General features: G+C 72.7%; 12 protein-coding genes. 9 read left to right on the forward strand and 3 right to left on the reverse strand.

Annotated elements, in window-relative coordinates; genetic code table 11:
* Nucleotides 1-164: 164 nt before the first annotated feature.
* The gene (locus ACIPLC_RS25445) at nucleotides 165-1,220 is read right to left on the reverse strand and encodes a hypothetical protein (RefSeq protein WP_400475324.1); all 1,056 of its coding nucleotides are present in this window, start codon (nucleotides 1,218-1,220) and stop codon (nucleotides 165-167) included.
* 321 nt (nucleotides 1,221-1,541) lie between these two features.
* Between ACIPLC_RS25445 and ACIPLC_RS25450 the strand changes: the two genes are divergently transcribed.
* A complete protein-coding gene (locus tag ACIPLC_RS25450; protein ID WP_400475325.1) occupies nucleotides 1,542-1,814 on the forward strand; it encodes a hypothetical protein in 273 nt (90 codons plus the stop codon).
* Here the strand turns inward: ACIPLC_RS25450 and ACIPLC_RS25455 are convergent.
* The gene (locus ACIPLC_RS25455) at nucleotides 1,807-4,086 is read right to left on the reverse strand and encodes an RICIN domain-containing protein (protein ID WP_400475326.1); all 2,280 of its coding nucleotides are present in this window, start codon (nucleotides 4,084-4,086) and stop codon (nucleotides 1,807-1,809) included. The two genes, ACIPLC_RS25450 and ACIPLC_RS25455, sit on opposite strands and share 8 nt — an antisense overlap.
* A 242-nt stretch (nucleotides 4,087-4,328) precedes the next feature.
* Between ACIPLC_RS25455 and ACIPLC_RS25460 the strand changes: the two genes are divergently transcribed.
* The 8 genes from ACIPLC_RS25460 to ACIPLC_RS25495 all read left to right on the forward strand — a co-directional run bounded on the left by ACIPLC_RS25460 (nucleotide 4,329) and on the right by ACIPLC_RS25495 (nucleotide 13,490).
* A complete protein-coding gene (locus ACIPLC_RS25460; RefSeq protein ID WP_400475327.1) occupies nucleotides 4,329-5,216 on the forward strand; it encodes an SIS domain-containing protein in 888 nt (295 codons plus the stop codon).
* Between the two features lie 38 nt (nucleotides 5,217-5,254).
* Complete coding sequence (locus tag ACIPLC_RS25465; protein ID WP_400475328.1) at nucleotides 5,255-6,268, forward strand: ROK family protein; 1,014 nt, start codon at nucleotides 5,255-5,257, stop codon at nucleotides 6,266-6,268.
* A complete protein-coding gene (locus ACIPLC_RS25470) occupies nucleotides 6,265-7,239 on the forward strand; it encodes a 1-phosphofructokinase family hexose kinase (protein WP_400475329.1) in 975 nt (324 codons plus the stop codon). The genes ACIPLC_RS25465 and ACIPLC_RS25470 overlap by 4 nt, the downstream gene beginning before the upstream one ends.
* A gap of 50 nt (nucleotides 7,240-7,289) precedes the next feature.
* On the forward strand, nucleotides 7,290-8,147 hold the full coding sequence (locus ACIPLC_RS25475) for a ketose-bisphosphate aldolase (protein WP_400475330.1): 858 nt from the start codon (nucleotides 7,290-7,292) through the stop codon (nucleotides 8,145-8,147).
* A 53-nt stretch (nucleotides 8,148-8,200) separates the two neighbouring features.
* Nucleotides 8,201-9,982 (forward strand): glycoside hydrolase family 35 protein, encoded by a 1,782-nt coding sequence (locus ACIPLC_RS25480; RefSeq protein WP_400475331.1) that lies wholly within the window; start codon nucleotides 8,201-8,203, stop codon nucleotides 9,980-9,982.
* Nucleotides 9,983-10,259: 277 nt separating this feature from the next.
* Entirely contained in the window at nucleotides 10,260-11,573 is a 1,314-nt protein-coding gene (locus ACIPLC_RS25485) for an extracellular solute-binding protein (RefSeq protein ID WP_400475332.1), read from the forward strand.
* A gap of 112 nt (nucleotides 11,574-11,685) precedes the next feature.
* Complete coding sequence (locus tag ACIPLC_RS25490) at nucleotides 11,686-12,642, forward strand: carbohydrate ABC transporter permease (protein ID WP_400475333.1); 957 nt, start codon at nucleotides 11,686-11,688, stop codon at nucleotides 12,640-12,642.
* Nucleotides 12,639-13,490, forward strand: a complete 852-nt coding sequence (locus ACIPLC_RS25495) for a carbohydrate ABC transporter permease (protein ID WP_400475334.1) — start codon at nucleotides 12,639-12,641, stop codon at nucleotides 13,488-13,490. The genes ACIPLC_RS25490 and ACIPLC_RS25495 overlap by 4 nt, the downstream gene beginning before the upstream one ends.
* Nucleotides 13,491-13,572: 82 nt before the next feature.
* On the opposite strand, the gene ACIPLC_RS25500 is transcribed toward ACIPLC_RS25495, so the two are convergent.
* Nucleotides 13,573-14,331, reverse strand: a complete 759-nt coding sequence (locus tag ACIPLC_RS25500; RefSeq protein WP_400475335.1) for a DeoR/GlpR family DNA-binding transcription regulator — start codon at nucleotides 14,329-14,331, stop codon at nucleotides 13,573-13,575.
* Nucleotides 14,332-14,617 lie beyond the last annotated feature (286 nt).

A 14,617-nucleotide genomic window follows, 5' to 3' on the forward strand; every position in this document is an offset into this window, starting at 1 on the left:
CTTTTCTCAGGTGGCCGGGAACACGCCGGAGCTGTGTCCGCGTGCGTCTCCCCCTGCGGAGCGCTGCGGCGTTCGACGCCGCGGAATCCCGTGGTGGAGGCCGGGTGGCCGTGAATCCACGGGTTCCGCTCGCGACGTCTTCCCGAGCTCGGCCCTCCGAGTTCTTACGCGGCGCCCTTCTTGATGCGGTAGTCGATCGCCGTCACGGGATTGTCGACGAACATGCGCTGAACCGCCGCATCGTCGAATCCGATGGAGAGGATGTTCTGCCGCTGCTTCTCATAACCGCTCGACCCCGCCGCCACGGCCCCGTCGTCACGCAGCCACAGCGGATTGTGGTCACTCCGGGTCAGCGGCTCCTGAGCCATCGTGGCGACCTCGGTGTGGTCGGTCAGCGCGATGAGGCGGTCCACGCCCAGGTATTCGACCGTGCGCCGGCAGATCTCGAGGTCGACGTGGTACCCGTCGAAGTTGATGCACGGATAAAGGAGCGACTCACGTGCGGAGCGCAGCATTTCGGCCGGAACGGGACCGAGCAGTTCACGGAGGTCGGTCTTGTTCCAGTCGGGATCGAGCACGCGTCGCAGCTCGACTTCGCGGTGAACCCGCTCCTCCGGCGTACGCCAGGTGTGTTTGAAATTCCTCGGAGTGTCGTTGTACAGATGGTCGGTCAGGACCAGGTACGGCGAGGACTCGTAGCGGCCGTGCAGGAATTCGAGCACGTCCCGCAGCCGAGTGGCACTGCGCTCGGGCGCGTCGCGGTGGAAGTGCCCCACGGCGATCCGGAGCCCCTGCTCGTAGAAGCTGGTGAGCAGGTCGGCGAAGGTGGGGCCGGCGTCGATGCGCTCGTCCAGCGCCATGGCGTCGGGCGCCATCACGATGTAGCGCAGGCCCAGCGGGCCGAGGGACGCGATGACGTCCCACTCCTTCGCCGACGGGAACCACCGTCCGGCTCGCGGTATTCCTCCCTGCGGGCCCAGCAGCGGCCCCTCGATCGCGAAACCGGCGATGTTGGGCACGGCGTTCTGCTGCGCGAGCCGGTGGTACTCCTGGAGGACCTCCACCAGGCGGGAAAGGTTCTCCCGCCTCAGGTAGACGGTCGGCAGGATCCCGTACTCGCGGGATTCCGCAGCCTTCTGGACCTCGGGGAGATCCTCGGGCGAGATACTCGAGAAATCGAAGTCGTCGATTCCATGGAAGTGGTAGAGGAGCGCCTTCACGTTTACCCTCGTTCCCTCTCGAGTTTTTCCTTGGACGGTCGGTTCGGATGCCGTCTCCACAGGGGCGGCTATCGAATTCCTGAGGTTTCCTCGATGTCGCGATCGACCCCGAAAGTCGTCGTCTGGAGCAGCGCACTCTGCTGCACGCTCCGTGGACCGGCCTGCGAATAACGCGGCAGCACCCCATGCACAGAGACCGTCCGTATAAGCATCCGTCACCTGAGGGGTGATGAAAACCAAGACCTTGACAGTGTCCTGAAGTCATTGTCGACTGGCGCACCTCGGCGCCTTGACAAGTGCCTTATCCTACGGGGTAAGTATGTGCTGCCGACGTCGATCGGCACGGTTTTCGCCCGGCTGCTGTGGCGGTTGTTGCCGTTGTTCTTCCAGGGCCGGATGATGCTTCGCGCCGCCGGGATGACCGGTGATCTCTCCCTTCGGTGGTTGGTGGTCCTGGAGCGCGCGAGAGCGGGTACCCGGGATGCCGGGTACCCGCTCTCGGTCGTTCAGGGTGTGGCTGGACGCGCGTCTTCCGGCGCCGGGGTGGCAGCGGAGGGCGGTGCGGCCGGGCGCGACGGGCGGGTGGTCAGTTGACGGCCCAGAGCTGGAGGGGCGATCCGGTGTCGGGCTGTTGGGTGGTCCGGGCGCCGTCGGCGGTGGAGGCGGTGGTGAGGAGCAGGCCGCTCTTCCGGGAGGTGATCCGGTAGCCGCCGGAGGCCGGGGTGAGCTGCCAGCGCTGGTTGCCGCCGCCGGTGCAGGCCCACTGGATCACCTTGGCGCCGGCGGCGGTGGAGCCGCCGTCGACGTCCAGGCACAGGTGTGACTCGCCGTTGGCGATCTGGTAGCTGCCGTCCGCCTGCCGGGTGAGGGCCCAGGTCTGGTTCGGGCCGCCGTTGGGGGTCCAGGTGACCAACTGGGTGCCCTGGGCGGTGGAGTGACCGGGGTCGTCGAGGGCCTTGCCGGAGGCGGCCAGGGTGTGGGTGCCGTCCAGCGGGGGGTTGGGCGCGGTGCCGGTGGCGGTCAGGGTGAGCGTCTGCTCGCCGGCGCTGCGGGTGCCGCCGACGGGGTTGCCGGTGCTGTCGGTCCAACTGCGGGTGGGGGTGGTCTCGGTGGACCGGCCACCGGTGGAGGAGAGGCCGAGGACGAGGCCGCTGTAGCGGTTGACGAGCTTGAACGTGCCGTCGGCGGTTCCGTCGGCGGACTTCCCGGGGATGACGAACCACTGCTGGCCGACGGTGGGCCCGCCCGGGCCGGCGGCGGCCGCGGTGGGGCGGGCGCCCCAGGTGCGGCCGGCGGTGGCGCTGGAGTCGACGCCGAGCAGCCGGCCGGTGGCCGCGTTGGTGATCCGGTAGGACCCGTCGCCGTCGGCGGTGAAGCTCCAGGCCTCCAGGGCGGAGCCGGTGCCGGCCGCGACCGAGGTGGTGGCGGGGCCGCCGGCGACCTGGGCGAGGACCCTGCCGTCGGCGTTGCCGATCCGGTAGGTCTTGCCGGGGTCGACGGGGGGAGCGGCGGGCGCGGAGCCGTTGATCGTCACGTCCACGTACTCGCCGGACGCGCCGTTGGAGCAGCCGAAGGCGCAGTACGAGCGGAAGCTCTTGCCGACGATCGTGGTGTTGGTGCGGTTCGCGCTGTCGAGGAACCAGCGGTACCAGGACGCGGTGTGGTAGCCGCCGGTGTCGCCGATCGGCACCCACTTCTGGCTGGCGAGGTCGGCGGTGGCGTAGTACTGCTGGGGCGCCGATCCGCTCTGGTCGACGGCCTGCGGCTCGGCGATGTACAGCCCGAGGTAGGCGTTGTAGGTGATGTCCATGACGAACAGCGGCGAGGTCGGGGGCATCGTGCCGGCCGCGACCTGCTGGGCGACGGTACCGGTGTTCGCCGGGTCGTACTCGTCGGAGACCGGGGTGTAACCGGTGGGGTGGGCGGAGTCGGCGGGCACCAGGTTGGTCTCCTGGCCGCCCGTGCCGGGCTGCGACCACGCGCCGTCGTACCACTTCTGCCACGAGCCCGGGGCCATCTTCGCGGCGATCGGGGCCCGGGCCACGTGTTCGTGGAAGGCCTTCCAACTGCCGCCCTTGTCGACGATCCGCGAGCCGTAGAAGACGTAGAAGTAGCCCGAGGCGGTGTCGACGAACAGCCGCTGGTCGCCGTCCCCGTAGTCGAAGGTCTGGTTCGGGAAGGCCGCGGTGTCGCCCCGCCGGGTGCTGTACGGCGAGGTGATGGCGTGGTCCCTGATGGTCCAGGTCCGGCCCTGGTCGCTGGAGACCGCGTAGTCGATGGCGTCGAAGTGGAGGCCGTCGCCGAAGGGTTGCGGGGTGAACTCGTTGTGCACCAGCCCGTACCAGTCGCCGGTGTCCGGGTCGACCCAGACGCCGGAGAGGTCGCAGTAGTTCTTCTGGGCGTAGCCCGAGCCGGCGGGCGCGGAGGTGGCGGTGAGGCCGGTGGGGCTGTTGTTGCAGCGCCAGGTGGTGTCGTTGTTGCGGTCCTTGGGGTTGGCGGGGTTGACGGCCTCGCTGAGCGCGCTCGACCGGGTGGCGGAGTCGAAGTCCGTGCCGGTGAAGAAGTCCCAGTAGCGCGGGTCGTTCGCGCCGTAGAGCGCGGCGGACTGCTGGAAGTAGAACGTGCCGTCCTTGTCGGTGTACGGGACGGCGGGAGTGTCGGTGGGGTGGGCGTAGCCGACCGGCTTCCCGACGCTCACGGTGTACGGGGCGTCGGCCGGGGCGGCTGACGGGGCCGGCGCGGCTGACGGGGCCGGCGCGGCGGACGCGGACGGGGCGGCGGACGCGGACGGGGCGAGGCCCGCGCTCAGCGCCAGGAGCGCGGGGGCGAGAACGGCGGCGAGTGCTCTGCGGGGTGGGGCGGACACGAGGTCTCCTTCGGTGCTGCACCGTCGGGGGCGGGGTGTTCGGTGCTTCTCGGGCCCGCCGGTCGTCGTTGGGGGCGCGACCGCCGAGGCCTGCGATGGCATGCAGTATCCGGCTCTCTTGCGCGCAACTGTCAACACCTCTGCGCAACAAATTGCGCAGATGGGTTCCATGAAGTGCTTGAAGCTGCTTGAATCTGGCCAGAAAGAAGCAGGTATCAGCAACAAACATGTGGAGGTGGCCGATGGCGACCCATGTCGAGGCCGAGATCGCCAGCCAGCCGGACTGCTGGCGCCGCGCGGCGGAGATCGCCGCGGCGGAGTGCACGGCGCTGCCGGAGGCCGGTGAACGCGTCGCGGTGATCGGCTGCGGGACGTCGCTGTTCATGGGCCAGGCGTACGCCGCGCTCCGGGAGTCGAGCGGACAGGGCGTCACGGACGCCTTCGCCGCCTCCGAGTTCCCGGGCGTCCGCTCGTACGACCGCGTGATCGCGCTGACCCGCTCCGGCACCACGACCGAGGTCCTGGCCCTGCTGGAGCGGGTGCGCGGACAGGTCCGCACCGCGGCCGTCACCGCCGACCCGCGGACCCCGGTGATGACCGCGGCCGACGACATCGCCGTGCTGGACTTCGCCGACGAGCGGTCCGTGGTGCAGACCAGGTTCGCCACCACCGCGCTCACCCTGCTGCGGGCCCACCTGGGCCTGCACACCGAGGCGGTGGAGCGCGACGGCCGGCAGGCCCTGGCGGAGCCGCTGCCGGAAGGACTGGTGGACTGCACCCAGTTCACCTTCCTCGGCACCGGCTGGACGGTCGGGCTGGCGAACGAGGCCGGCCTCAAACTGCGCGAGGCCGCGCTCGCCTGGAGCGAGGCGTACCCGGCGATGGAGTACCGGCACGGACCGATCAGCATCGCCGCGCCGTCCACCGCCACCTGGATGCTGGGCGCCGCACCGGTGGGCCTGGCCGAGCAGGTGCGGGGCACCGGCGCCCGCTGGATCGAGGGCCGGCTCGACCCGCTCGCGGAACTCGTACGGGTCCACCGGCTGGCCGCCGCGCTGGCCGCCGCGAAGGGCCTGGACCCGGACCGGCCGCGCAACCTGACCCGATCCGTGGTGCTCGCCGGCTCATGACCGACCAACCCCGGCTCACGACGGGCCGGCGTCAGCTCATGACCGACCAACCCTGGCTCACGACCGACCGGCGTCAGCTCACGACCGATCAGCGTCCGCTCACGACCGACCGGCGTCGGGTCGTCGCCGTGGACGTCGGCGGCACCGGGATCAAGGCCGCCCTGCTGGACCGGGAGGCGGCCGTCCGGCACCAGGTGCGGCGCGCCACCGGGCGCGAACGGGGCCCCGAGGCCGTGGTGGCCACCATCGTCGACCTGGTCGCGGACGTGCAGCGGGAGGCCGAGGGACAGGGCGCCGAGGTCGACGCCGTCGGCCTGGCCGTTCCCGGCATCGTCGACGAGGCCACGGGGACGGGCGAGTACTCCGCCACGATCGGCTGGCGGGACGTCCCGTTCCGGGACCTCGTCGTCGAGCGCACCGGCCTGCCCGTGGTCGTCACCCACGACGTGCGGGCCGGCGGCGTGGCCGAGGCCCGGCTCGGCGCCGGGCGCGGCGAGGAGCGCTTCCTGTTCGTCCCGGTCGGCACGAGCATCGCCGCCGCCGTGATGACCGGCGGCCGCGCCCTGCCCGGCGCGCACCACCGGGCCGGGGAGATCGGCCACCTCGTGGTGCGCCCGGGCGGGGAACCGTGCGCCTGCGGGGCCCGGGGCTGCGCCGAGACCTACGCCTCGGCGGCCGCCGTGGCGCGGCGCTTCACCGAGGCCACCGGGCGGCCGGCCCCGGCACCGGAGGTGGCGCGGCTGGCCGCCGAGGGGGACCGGGCGGCCGGCGCGGTCTGGCAGGAGGCGGTCGACGCCCTGGCCGACGCCCTGCTGACGGCCGTCCTGGTGCTGGACCCGCCGCTGGTCGTCCTGGGCGGGGGCCTCGCCGAGTCCGGCGACCTGCTGCTCACGCCGCTGGCCGCCGCCCTGGCCGCCCGGGCCCGGATCCAGGCCCCGCCGCGCCTGGCGCCCGCCGTCCTCGGGGACCGCGCCGGCTGCCTGGGAGCCGGACTGCGCGCCCTGGACGCGGCGGCCGGCCGCGCGGCGCCGGACGGGAGCCCGGCGCCGTGATCGTCACCGTGACCCCGAACCCCGCCCTGGACATCACCTACGGCGTGTCGGCGCTGCGCCCGCACACCAGCCACCGGGTGGCCTCCGTCCACGAACAGGCCGGCGGCAAGGGCGTGAACGTGGCCCGGGTGCTGCACGGCCTCGGTCGGCCCACCACGGCCGTCCTGCCGCTCGGCGGGCCGACCGGAGGAGTGCTGCGGGCCGACCTCGACCGGGCCGGCATCGCCTGCCTGGGCGTTCCGCTGGCCGCCGGCGCCTCGACCCGGCGCACCGTCGCCGTGGTCGACGCCGTCGACGCCACCGTGCTGAACGAGCCCGGACCGGCGCTGTCCGCCGAGGACTGGTCGGCCCTGCGCACCGCAGTCGGCAGCCTGCTCCCCACCGCCCGGGCCCTGGTGCTGTCCGGGAGCCTGCCGCCGGGCCTGCGGGGCGACGCCTACGCGGACCTGGTCCGCCTCGCCCACGACCAGGGCGTGCCGGTCGTCCTGGACGCCGACGGCGCCGCGCTCACCGCGGCGCTGGCGGCCGGGCCCACGGTCGTCAAGCCGAACGCGGTGGAACTGCGGCACGCCACCGGCATCGCCGACCCGCTGTGCGCGGCCCGCGCCCTCGTCGACGGCGGCGCCCGCGCGGTGGTCGCCTCGCTCGGCCCCGACGGGCTCCTCGCCGTCACCCCGGACGGCACCTGGCGGGCCCGCCTGCCCCCGGAGGTCGTCGTGCGGGGGAACCCGACCGGTGCGGGGGACGCGGCGGTCGCGGCGCTGGCCGTGGCCCTCGCCGACCGCACGCCGTGGCCGGCGGCGCTGGCCCACGTGGTGGCCCTGTCGGCCGCCGCCGTCCAGGCCCCGTACGCCGGCCGGTTCGACCGGCAGGCCTACCGCGGCCACCTCTCCCTGGTCCGGGTCACCCCGGCCGCGCCTAGGGCGTGTCCGGCGTCGCGGGCCCGCCAAGATCCGCCGGACAAGCCCTAGCGCCGGTTCAGCACCTTCCGACTGAACAGCCCCACCCGACAGGAGAGTTCATGCCCCTGGCAGCCACCGGCGGCCTCGTCGCCCGGGCCGCGGCCCGGCACGGTGCCGTCGCCGCCTTCAACGTCGTCACCCTGGAGCACGTCGAGGCCGTCGTCTCCGCCGCCGAGACCGCCGGCACCGCGGTGATCCTCCAGGTGAGCGAGAACGCGGTGCGGTTCCACGGCGGGCGGCTGGCCCCGCTCGCCGCGGCCGCCGTGCGCTGCGCCGAGCCGAGCACCGTCCCGGTGGCGCTCCACCTGGACCACGTGAAGACCGGCGTCCTGCTCCGCCAGGCCGCCGACTGCGGGTTCAGCTCGGTGATGTACGACGCCGCGCACCTGCCCTACGCGGAGAACGTCGCCGCCACCCGCGAGGCCGCCGTCTGGGCGCACGGCGCCGGGCTCTGGCTGGAGGCCGAACTCGGCGAGGTCGGCGGCAAGGACGGCCAGGGGCCGCTGGACGCCCACGCGCCGGGAGCCCGCACCGACCCCGGTGAGGCGCGGCGCTTCGTCGAGGAGACCGGCGTGGACGCCCTCGCCGTCGCCGTCGGCAGCTCCCACGCCATGACCTCCCGCGACGCCCGGCTCGACCACGCCCTGCTCGCCACCCTGCACGCGGCCCTCGACGTCCCGCTCGTCCTGCACGGCTCCTCCGGAGTCCCCGACGACGAACTGCGCCGCGCCGTCCGCGGCGGCATAGCCAAGGTCAACATCGGCACCGCCCTGAGCATCGCGATGACGGCCGCCGTCCGGTCCCACCTGGCGGCGGACGAGCGGGCCGTCGACCCCCGCGCGTACCTGGCCGCAGGCCGCGGGGCGATCACCGAGGCCGTCGGCCGGCTCCTGCCGGTCGTCGCGGGGGCGGCCTGATGACCCCGCCCCGGCCGATACCGTCCCTCGAACCACCTCCTCAAGGACCACCCATGCTCCAGATCTCCCGGACCGGGTTCACGCTCGACGGGCGCCCCCTGCGCCTGCTGTCCGGCGCCCTGCACTACTTCCGCAGCCTGCCCGGGCAGTGGCCGCGCCACCTGCGGATGCTGCGGGCGATGGGGCTCAACACCGTGGAGACGTACGTCCCCTGGAACCTGCACGAGCCGCGCCCCGGTGAGTACGACTTCACCGGCATCGCCGACCTGGAGGCCTTCCTGCGGGCCGCCGCGGACGCCGGACTGCACGCGATCGTCCGCCCGAGCCCCTACATCTGTGCCGAATGGGAGAACGGCGGCCTGCCCTGGTGGCTGCTGGCCGAACCGGGCCCGGCCGGTCGCGGCCTGGCGCTGCGCACCAGCGACCCGCGCTTCCTGGCCCACGTCGACCGCTGGTACGACACGCTGATCCCGATCCTGGCGGCGCACCAGACCACGCGCGGCGGAAACGTCCTGATGGTCCAGATCGAGAACGAGTACGGCTCCTACGGCACCGACCGGGCCTACCTCGCCCACCTCGCCGACGGCCTGCGCGCCCGCGGCATCGACGTCCCGCTCTGCACCTCCGACGGGCCGGAGGACTTCTTCCTCACCGGCGGCGCCCTCCCCGGCCACCTCGCCACCGTCAACTTCGGCAGCCGCGCCACCGAGGCCTTCGCCGAGCTGCGCCGCCACCGCCCCCAGGACCCGCCGATGTGCATGGAGTTCTGGAACGGCTGGTTCGACCACTGGGGGGAGCCGCACACCACCCGCCCGGCCGAGGACGCCGCCGCGGCCCTCCGCGAGATCCTGGCGGCCGGGGCCTCCGTCAACCTCTACATGGCCCACGGCGGCACCAACTTCGGCACCTGGGCTGGCGCCAACACCGCCGATCCGCGCACCGGCCGGGGCTACCAGCCGACCGTGACCTCCTACGACTACGACGCCCCGCTGGACGAACGAGGCGCCCCCACGGCCAAGTTCCGGGCCTTCCGCGAGGTCCTGGCGGCGTACGCGGACGGCCCGGTGCCGGAGCCCGAGGAGCTCCCGGCCACGCTGCCGGAGTGCCGGGTGGAGCTCGGCCGGTCCCTGCCGCTGGCGGACGTGGTGGACCACCTGTCCACCGGCGAGGTCCGCTCCGCCGTCCCGCTCTCCTTCGAGGAACTCGGCCTCCCGCACGGCCTCGTCCGCTACCGGACCACCATCCCCGGCCCGCGCACGGCGTACCCGCTGACCGTCGAGGGGCTCGCCGACCGGGCCCACGTCCGCGTCGACGGCACCCACCTCGCCACCCTGGAGCGCGACGCCGAGCACGAGCCCCTGCTCGTCCCGGTGCCCGGCGCGGGGGCCCGGCTGGAGCTGCTGGTCGAGTCGATGGGCCGGGTCAACTACGGCGCCGGGATCGGCGACCGCAAGGGGATCGCCGGGGCCCTGCACACCCAGCAGTACCTGCACGGGTGGACCGCCGACCCGATGCCGCTGGCCGACGGCACACCGGACCGGCTCCCCTGGGACACCGCCGGCGGCCCGGTGGAAGGCCCCGGCGCGGCCTTCCACCGCGGCGTCTTCGAGGTCGGGGAGCCGGCCGACGGCTACCTGGCGCTGCCGGGCTGGGGCAAGGGCTACGTCTGGGTCAACGGCTTCCTGCTGGGCCGCTACTGGGACCGCGGCCCGCAGCGCACGCTCTACCTGCCCTGGCCGGTTCTGCGCAGCGGGACGAACGAGCTCACCGTCCTCGAACTCGACCGGTCCGCCGAACCCGCCGTACACCTGGTGGCCCGGCCCGACCTGGGCTGACACCGCTCGCGACCCGGTCGGCCGGGTGGCCGGCCGTGTCGAAACCGAGACCGCTTCGTGCTCCGAAGCCCTAGGAAGATGCTCGATATTGAGCAATACTCATCCGAACTGCGCACCATGGAGCAGGGGATGGTCCGACGGGCACGCGACCACACCGCCGTTCGGACCCGGCGGCACCCCCTGCCGACCCCCACCGCACCCGCTCGCGCCAGCCGCCGTCCACCCGACGCCGCGCCGCGATGGCCGAGGGCCTGTACACGTAAAGGACGAGATCCTCATGGCGAAGACACGAATCCGCACCCGCCTGCTGGCCGCCGCCGCGACGCTGCCGCTGCTCGCCGGCATCGCGGCCTGCGGATCGAGCGGTGACGGCGCATCGGGCGGCGGAGGCTCCGCCGAGGTCACGTTCTGGGGCTGGGCGCCGGGCTACGAGGAGGCGGTGGCCCAGTACAACGCGGCCCACCCGGACGCCAAGGTCAAGTTCGAGAAGATCGTGTCGGGCAGCAAGGGCGGCTACGCCAAGATCTTCGCGGCCGTCAAGGCCGGCAACGCCCCCTGCCTGGCCCAGGTCGGCTACGAGTCGCTGCCCAGCTTCGTCGTGGAGGGCGCCGTCCAGGACGTCAGCGGCGAGGCCGGGCAGTACCAGTCGCAGTACGGGGACGCCGCCTGGAACGCGGTGAAGGTCGGCGGCCAGGTGTACGGCATCCCGGTCGACGTGGGCCCGATGGCGCTCTACTACCGCACCGACCTGTACGCCCAGTACGGCCTGAAGCCGCAGGCCACCTGGGAGGAGTTCGCCGCCGACGCCGCCAAGGTGCACGCCGCCAACCCCAACGGGTACCTGAGCGTGTTCAACCCGGACGACCCGTGGTGGTTCGCCGGCATGTCCGCCCAGGCCGGCGGCAGTTGGTTCGGCACCGACAGCAAGGGCTGGAAGGTCTCGCTCGCGAGCGACCCGGGCACCGCCAAGGTCGCGAAGTACTGGCAGGGCCTGATCGACCAGGGCCAGGTCAAGTCCGAGCAGGGCTTCAGCCCCGACCTGTACAAGGACCTCCAGGACGGCACGCTCGCCGCCTACCCCGGCCCGGTCTGGTTCTCCTCCATCCTCGAACAGAACGCGGCGCAGGCGTCCGGCAAGTGGGCGGTCGCCCCGATGCCGCAGTGGCAGGACGGCACCAAGTCGGTCGGCAACGACGGCGGTTCGTCCACCGCGGTGGTCAAGGGCTGCAAGAACACCGCCGCGGCGCTGCGGTTCGCCAACTGGATGAGCACGGACGCCGCCGCCGTCGGCACCCTCGTGGACAAGGCCGGCATCTACCCCGCCTCCACCAGCGGCACGTCGGCGCCGGCGCTGGCGAAGCCGAGCGCGTACTTCGGCGACCAGCCGATCTTCGACGTCTTCAAGCAGTCGGCCGCGCAGGCCCCCAAGTGGAGCTGGGGCCCGACCATGACCCAGACCTCCAGCGACCTCACCGACGCCTTCGGCGCGGCCGTCGCCGCCCACGGCGACCTGACGGCGGCCCTGGGCACGGTGCAGAACAAGACCGTCGACGCGATGAAGTCCAAGGGGCTGACGGTCACCGCCGGCTGACCGGCCCGCCGGCGGACCCCGCGCGGTCCGCCGGCCCGGGCGCGTCCGACCCGTCCGACCCGTCCGACACGCCCGAGGGACCGACCACCGCCCGCACGAGAGAGAACCCCAGATGAGCGCAGCAACCCCGGCGGTGCCGGGCCGCACCGGCCCGAAGGCCGCCACCGCACGACGGACGCCGTCCCGCAACCGCGCGGCCCTCGGCTTCCTGCTCCCCTTCGGCCTGCTGTTCACCGTCCTGTTCCTGCTGCCCATCGGGTACGCGGTCTGGCAGAGCCTGTACCGCGTGGAGCGCTCCGGCCTCGGCTTCGGCCCGGCCAGAACGGTCTTCGCGGGGATCGACAACTACACCGCGGCCCTGGGCGACGGGTCGTTCCTCGCGGGCGTCGGCCGGGTACTGCTCTTCGGCGTGGTGCAGGTCCCGGTGATGCTCGGACTGGCCCTCGGCCTCGCCCTGCTGATCGACGCCAAGGGCACCCGGCTGCGGAAGTTCTTCCGGCTCGCCTACTTCCTCCCGTACGCGATCCCGGGCGTCGTGGCCACCATCCTCTGGGCGTTCCTCTACCTGCCCGGCACCAGCCCGCTCGTCGCCGGACTGAGGGACATCGGCATCGACGCCGACTTCCTCTCCTCCGGCACCGTCCTGTGGTCGATGGCCAACATCGTCACCTGGACCTGGACCGGCTACAACATGCTGGTCATCCTCTCCGCCCTGCAAGCCATCCCCAGCGAGCTCTACGAGGCCGCCGACCTCGACGGCGCCGGCCCCTGGCGGACCGCCTGGCACATCAAGATCCCGCTGGTGGCCCCCGCCCTGGTGCTGACCGGCATCTTCTCCATCATCGGCACCCTCCAGCTCTTCACCGAGCCGATGGTCCTGCACTCGCTGGCCTCGACCGTCTCCGCCGACTACACCCCCAACATGGCGGCGTACAACGCGGCGTTCGGCACCAACGACTACGGCAAGGCGGCGGCGATCGCCGTCCTGCTGGCCCTGGCCACCTGCGTCCTGTCCTTCACCTTCCTGCGCCTCTCGGTGCGCATCACCGGAAACCGGGTGACCGCATGAGCACCGCCGACCTCCGCCGCCGCCAGCGGCCCAACGTCCTCGGCACGGCCGTCCTGTTCGTGCTCTCCGCCTACTTCCTGCTGCCCGCCTGGTGGCTGCTGGTGGCCTCCACCAAGAGCAGCAGCGAGCTGTTCGGCAGCGGCGGCTTCTGGTTCTCCACCCTCCACCTCGGCGACAACCTGCACGACCTGGCCACCGCCAACGGCGGCCTCTACTTCCGTTGGCTCCTCAACACCGTGCTGTACGCCGGTGTCGGTGCCGCGGCCGCCACCCTGCTCGCGGCGATGGCCGGCTACGCGCTCACCAAGTACCGGTTCCGGGGCCGCGAGGCGGTGTTCAACACGATCCTCGCCGCGGTGCTCGTCCCCGCGCCGCTCCTCGCCCTGCCGGTCTACCTGCTGCTGTCCAAGGCCCACCTGGTCAACACCGTCTGGGCGGTCCTGCTGCCCAGCATGGTCAGCCCGTTCGGCGTCTACCTCAGCCGGATCTACGCGACCGCGTCCGTCCCGGACGAGATCCTGGAGGCCGCCCGGATGGACGGCGCGGGGGAGTTCCGGATCTTCTTCACGGTGGTCCTGCGGATCTTCTCACCGGCGCTGGTGACGATCTTCCTGTTCCAGTTCACCACCATCTGGAACAACTTCTTCCTGCCGCTGGTCACGCTCTCCGACCAGAAGCTCTGGCCGGTCAACCTCGGCCTCTACTACTGGAACGGCCTCCGGGACCACACCCCGTACAACCTGGTCGTCACGGGCTCGCTGGTCTCGGTCCTCCCGCTGGTCGCGGCCTTCCTGCTGTTGCAGCGGTTCTGGCGCACCGACCTGACGGCGGGCGGCGTCAAGGCCTGAACCGGAGCCCCGGGGCGTGGCCTGAACCGGAGCCGCAGGGCGTGGCCTGATCCGCAGGCCACGCCCTGCGGCCCGTCGGCGCTCAGGCCCGGCGGACCCGGACGCCGCAGCCGGTGACGGCCCGCTGCTGGGCGTCCGTCAGACCGTCGTCCGTCACCAGGTCGTGGACGTCGGAGAGCGGGCAGATCCGGGCGAAGGTGACCTTGCCGATCTTGGTGCTGTCGGCCAGCACGACCGAGCGCGCGCTGCTGCGCAGGAACGCCCGGTCGGTCTGGGCCTCCATCTCGTCGTGCGTGGTGCAGCCGTCCTGCGCCGTCAGGCCGTCCACCCCGATGAAGGAGATGTCCAGGTGGTACTGCGAGAGCATCCGGTCGGCCGCCGGACCGACCAGTTCGTAGCTGGCGGTACGGGCGATGCCGCCGATCACCACGAGGCGCACCTCGGGGCGGACGATCAGGTCGGCCGCGATGTTCACCGCGTTGGTCACGACGGTGATGCCGGTGCGCTCGGCGAGCACCCGGGCCAGCTCGCTGGTGGTGGTGCCGCCGCTGAGGCCCACCACCGCGCCCTCCGGCACCAGTTCGGCCGCGGCCAGGGCGATCCGGCGCTTCTCCTCCCGCTGCTTCTCGCCGCGGTGGCGCAGCGGCAGTTCGAGGTTGACCGAGCCGGTCACCGCGCCGCCCCGGGTGCGGTGCAGCAGCCCCTGCTCGTGGAGCTCCTGGAGATCGCGGCGCACGGTCGCGGTCGAGACGTCCAGGAGCTCGGCGAGCGCGTGCACATCGGCGCTCCCCGCTTCGGTGACGTGCGAGAGGATCCGGGTGGCGCGATCAGCTTTGAGCATGACGCGATTCTAGCCCGGTCGGGAGTCAACTCCCTGGGTGGCGCCGTGTCGGGTTGTTCGGAGGGCCGGCGAGAGGCCTGGTCGTCCGCTCGAATATGACTATCATGGCCTGGAAACAATCAACTTCACTCAGTTCTGCGGCTGCCTGGAGCAGCGCCGGAGGTGACCGCGTGACTGCGGACCGCATGTTCCTGGCCGGCGCCCGGCTGGTCCTGCCCGGCGGCGTCGTCGAGGGCGGCCGCCTGGCCGTCGAGGGCGACCGGATCGCCGGCCTCGGCGGGGAGGC

The sequence above is a fragment of the Kitasatospora sp. NPDC086801 genome, assembly GCF_044745805.1.
Classification (GTDB): domain Bacteria; phylum Actinomycetota; class Actinomycetes; order Streptomycetales; family Streptomycetaceae; genus Kitasatospora.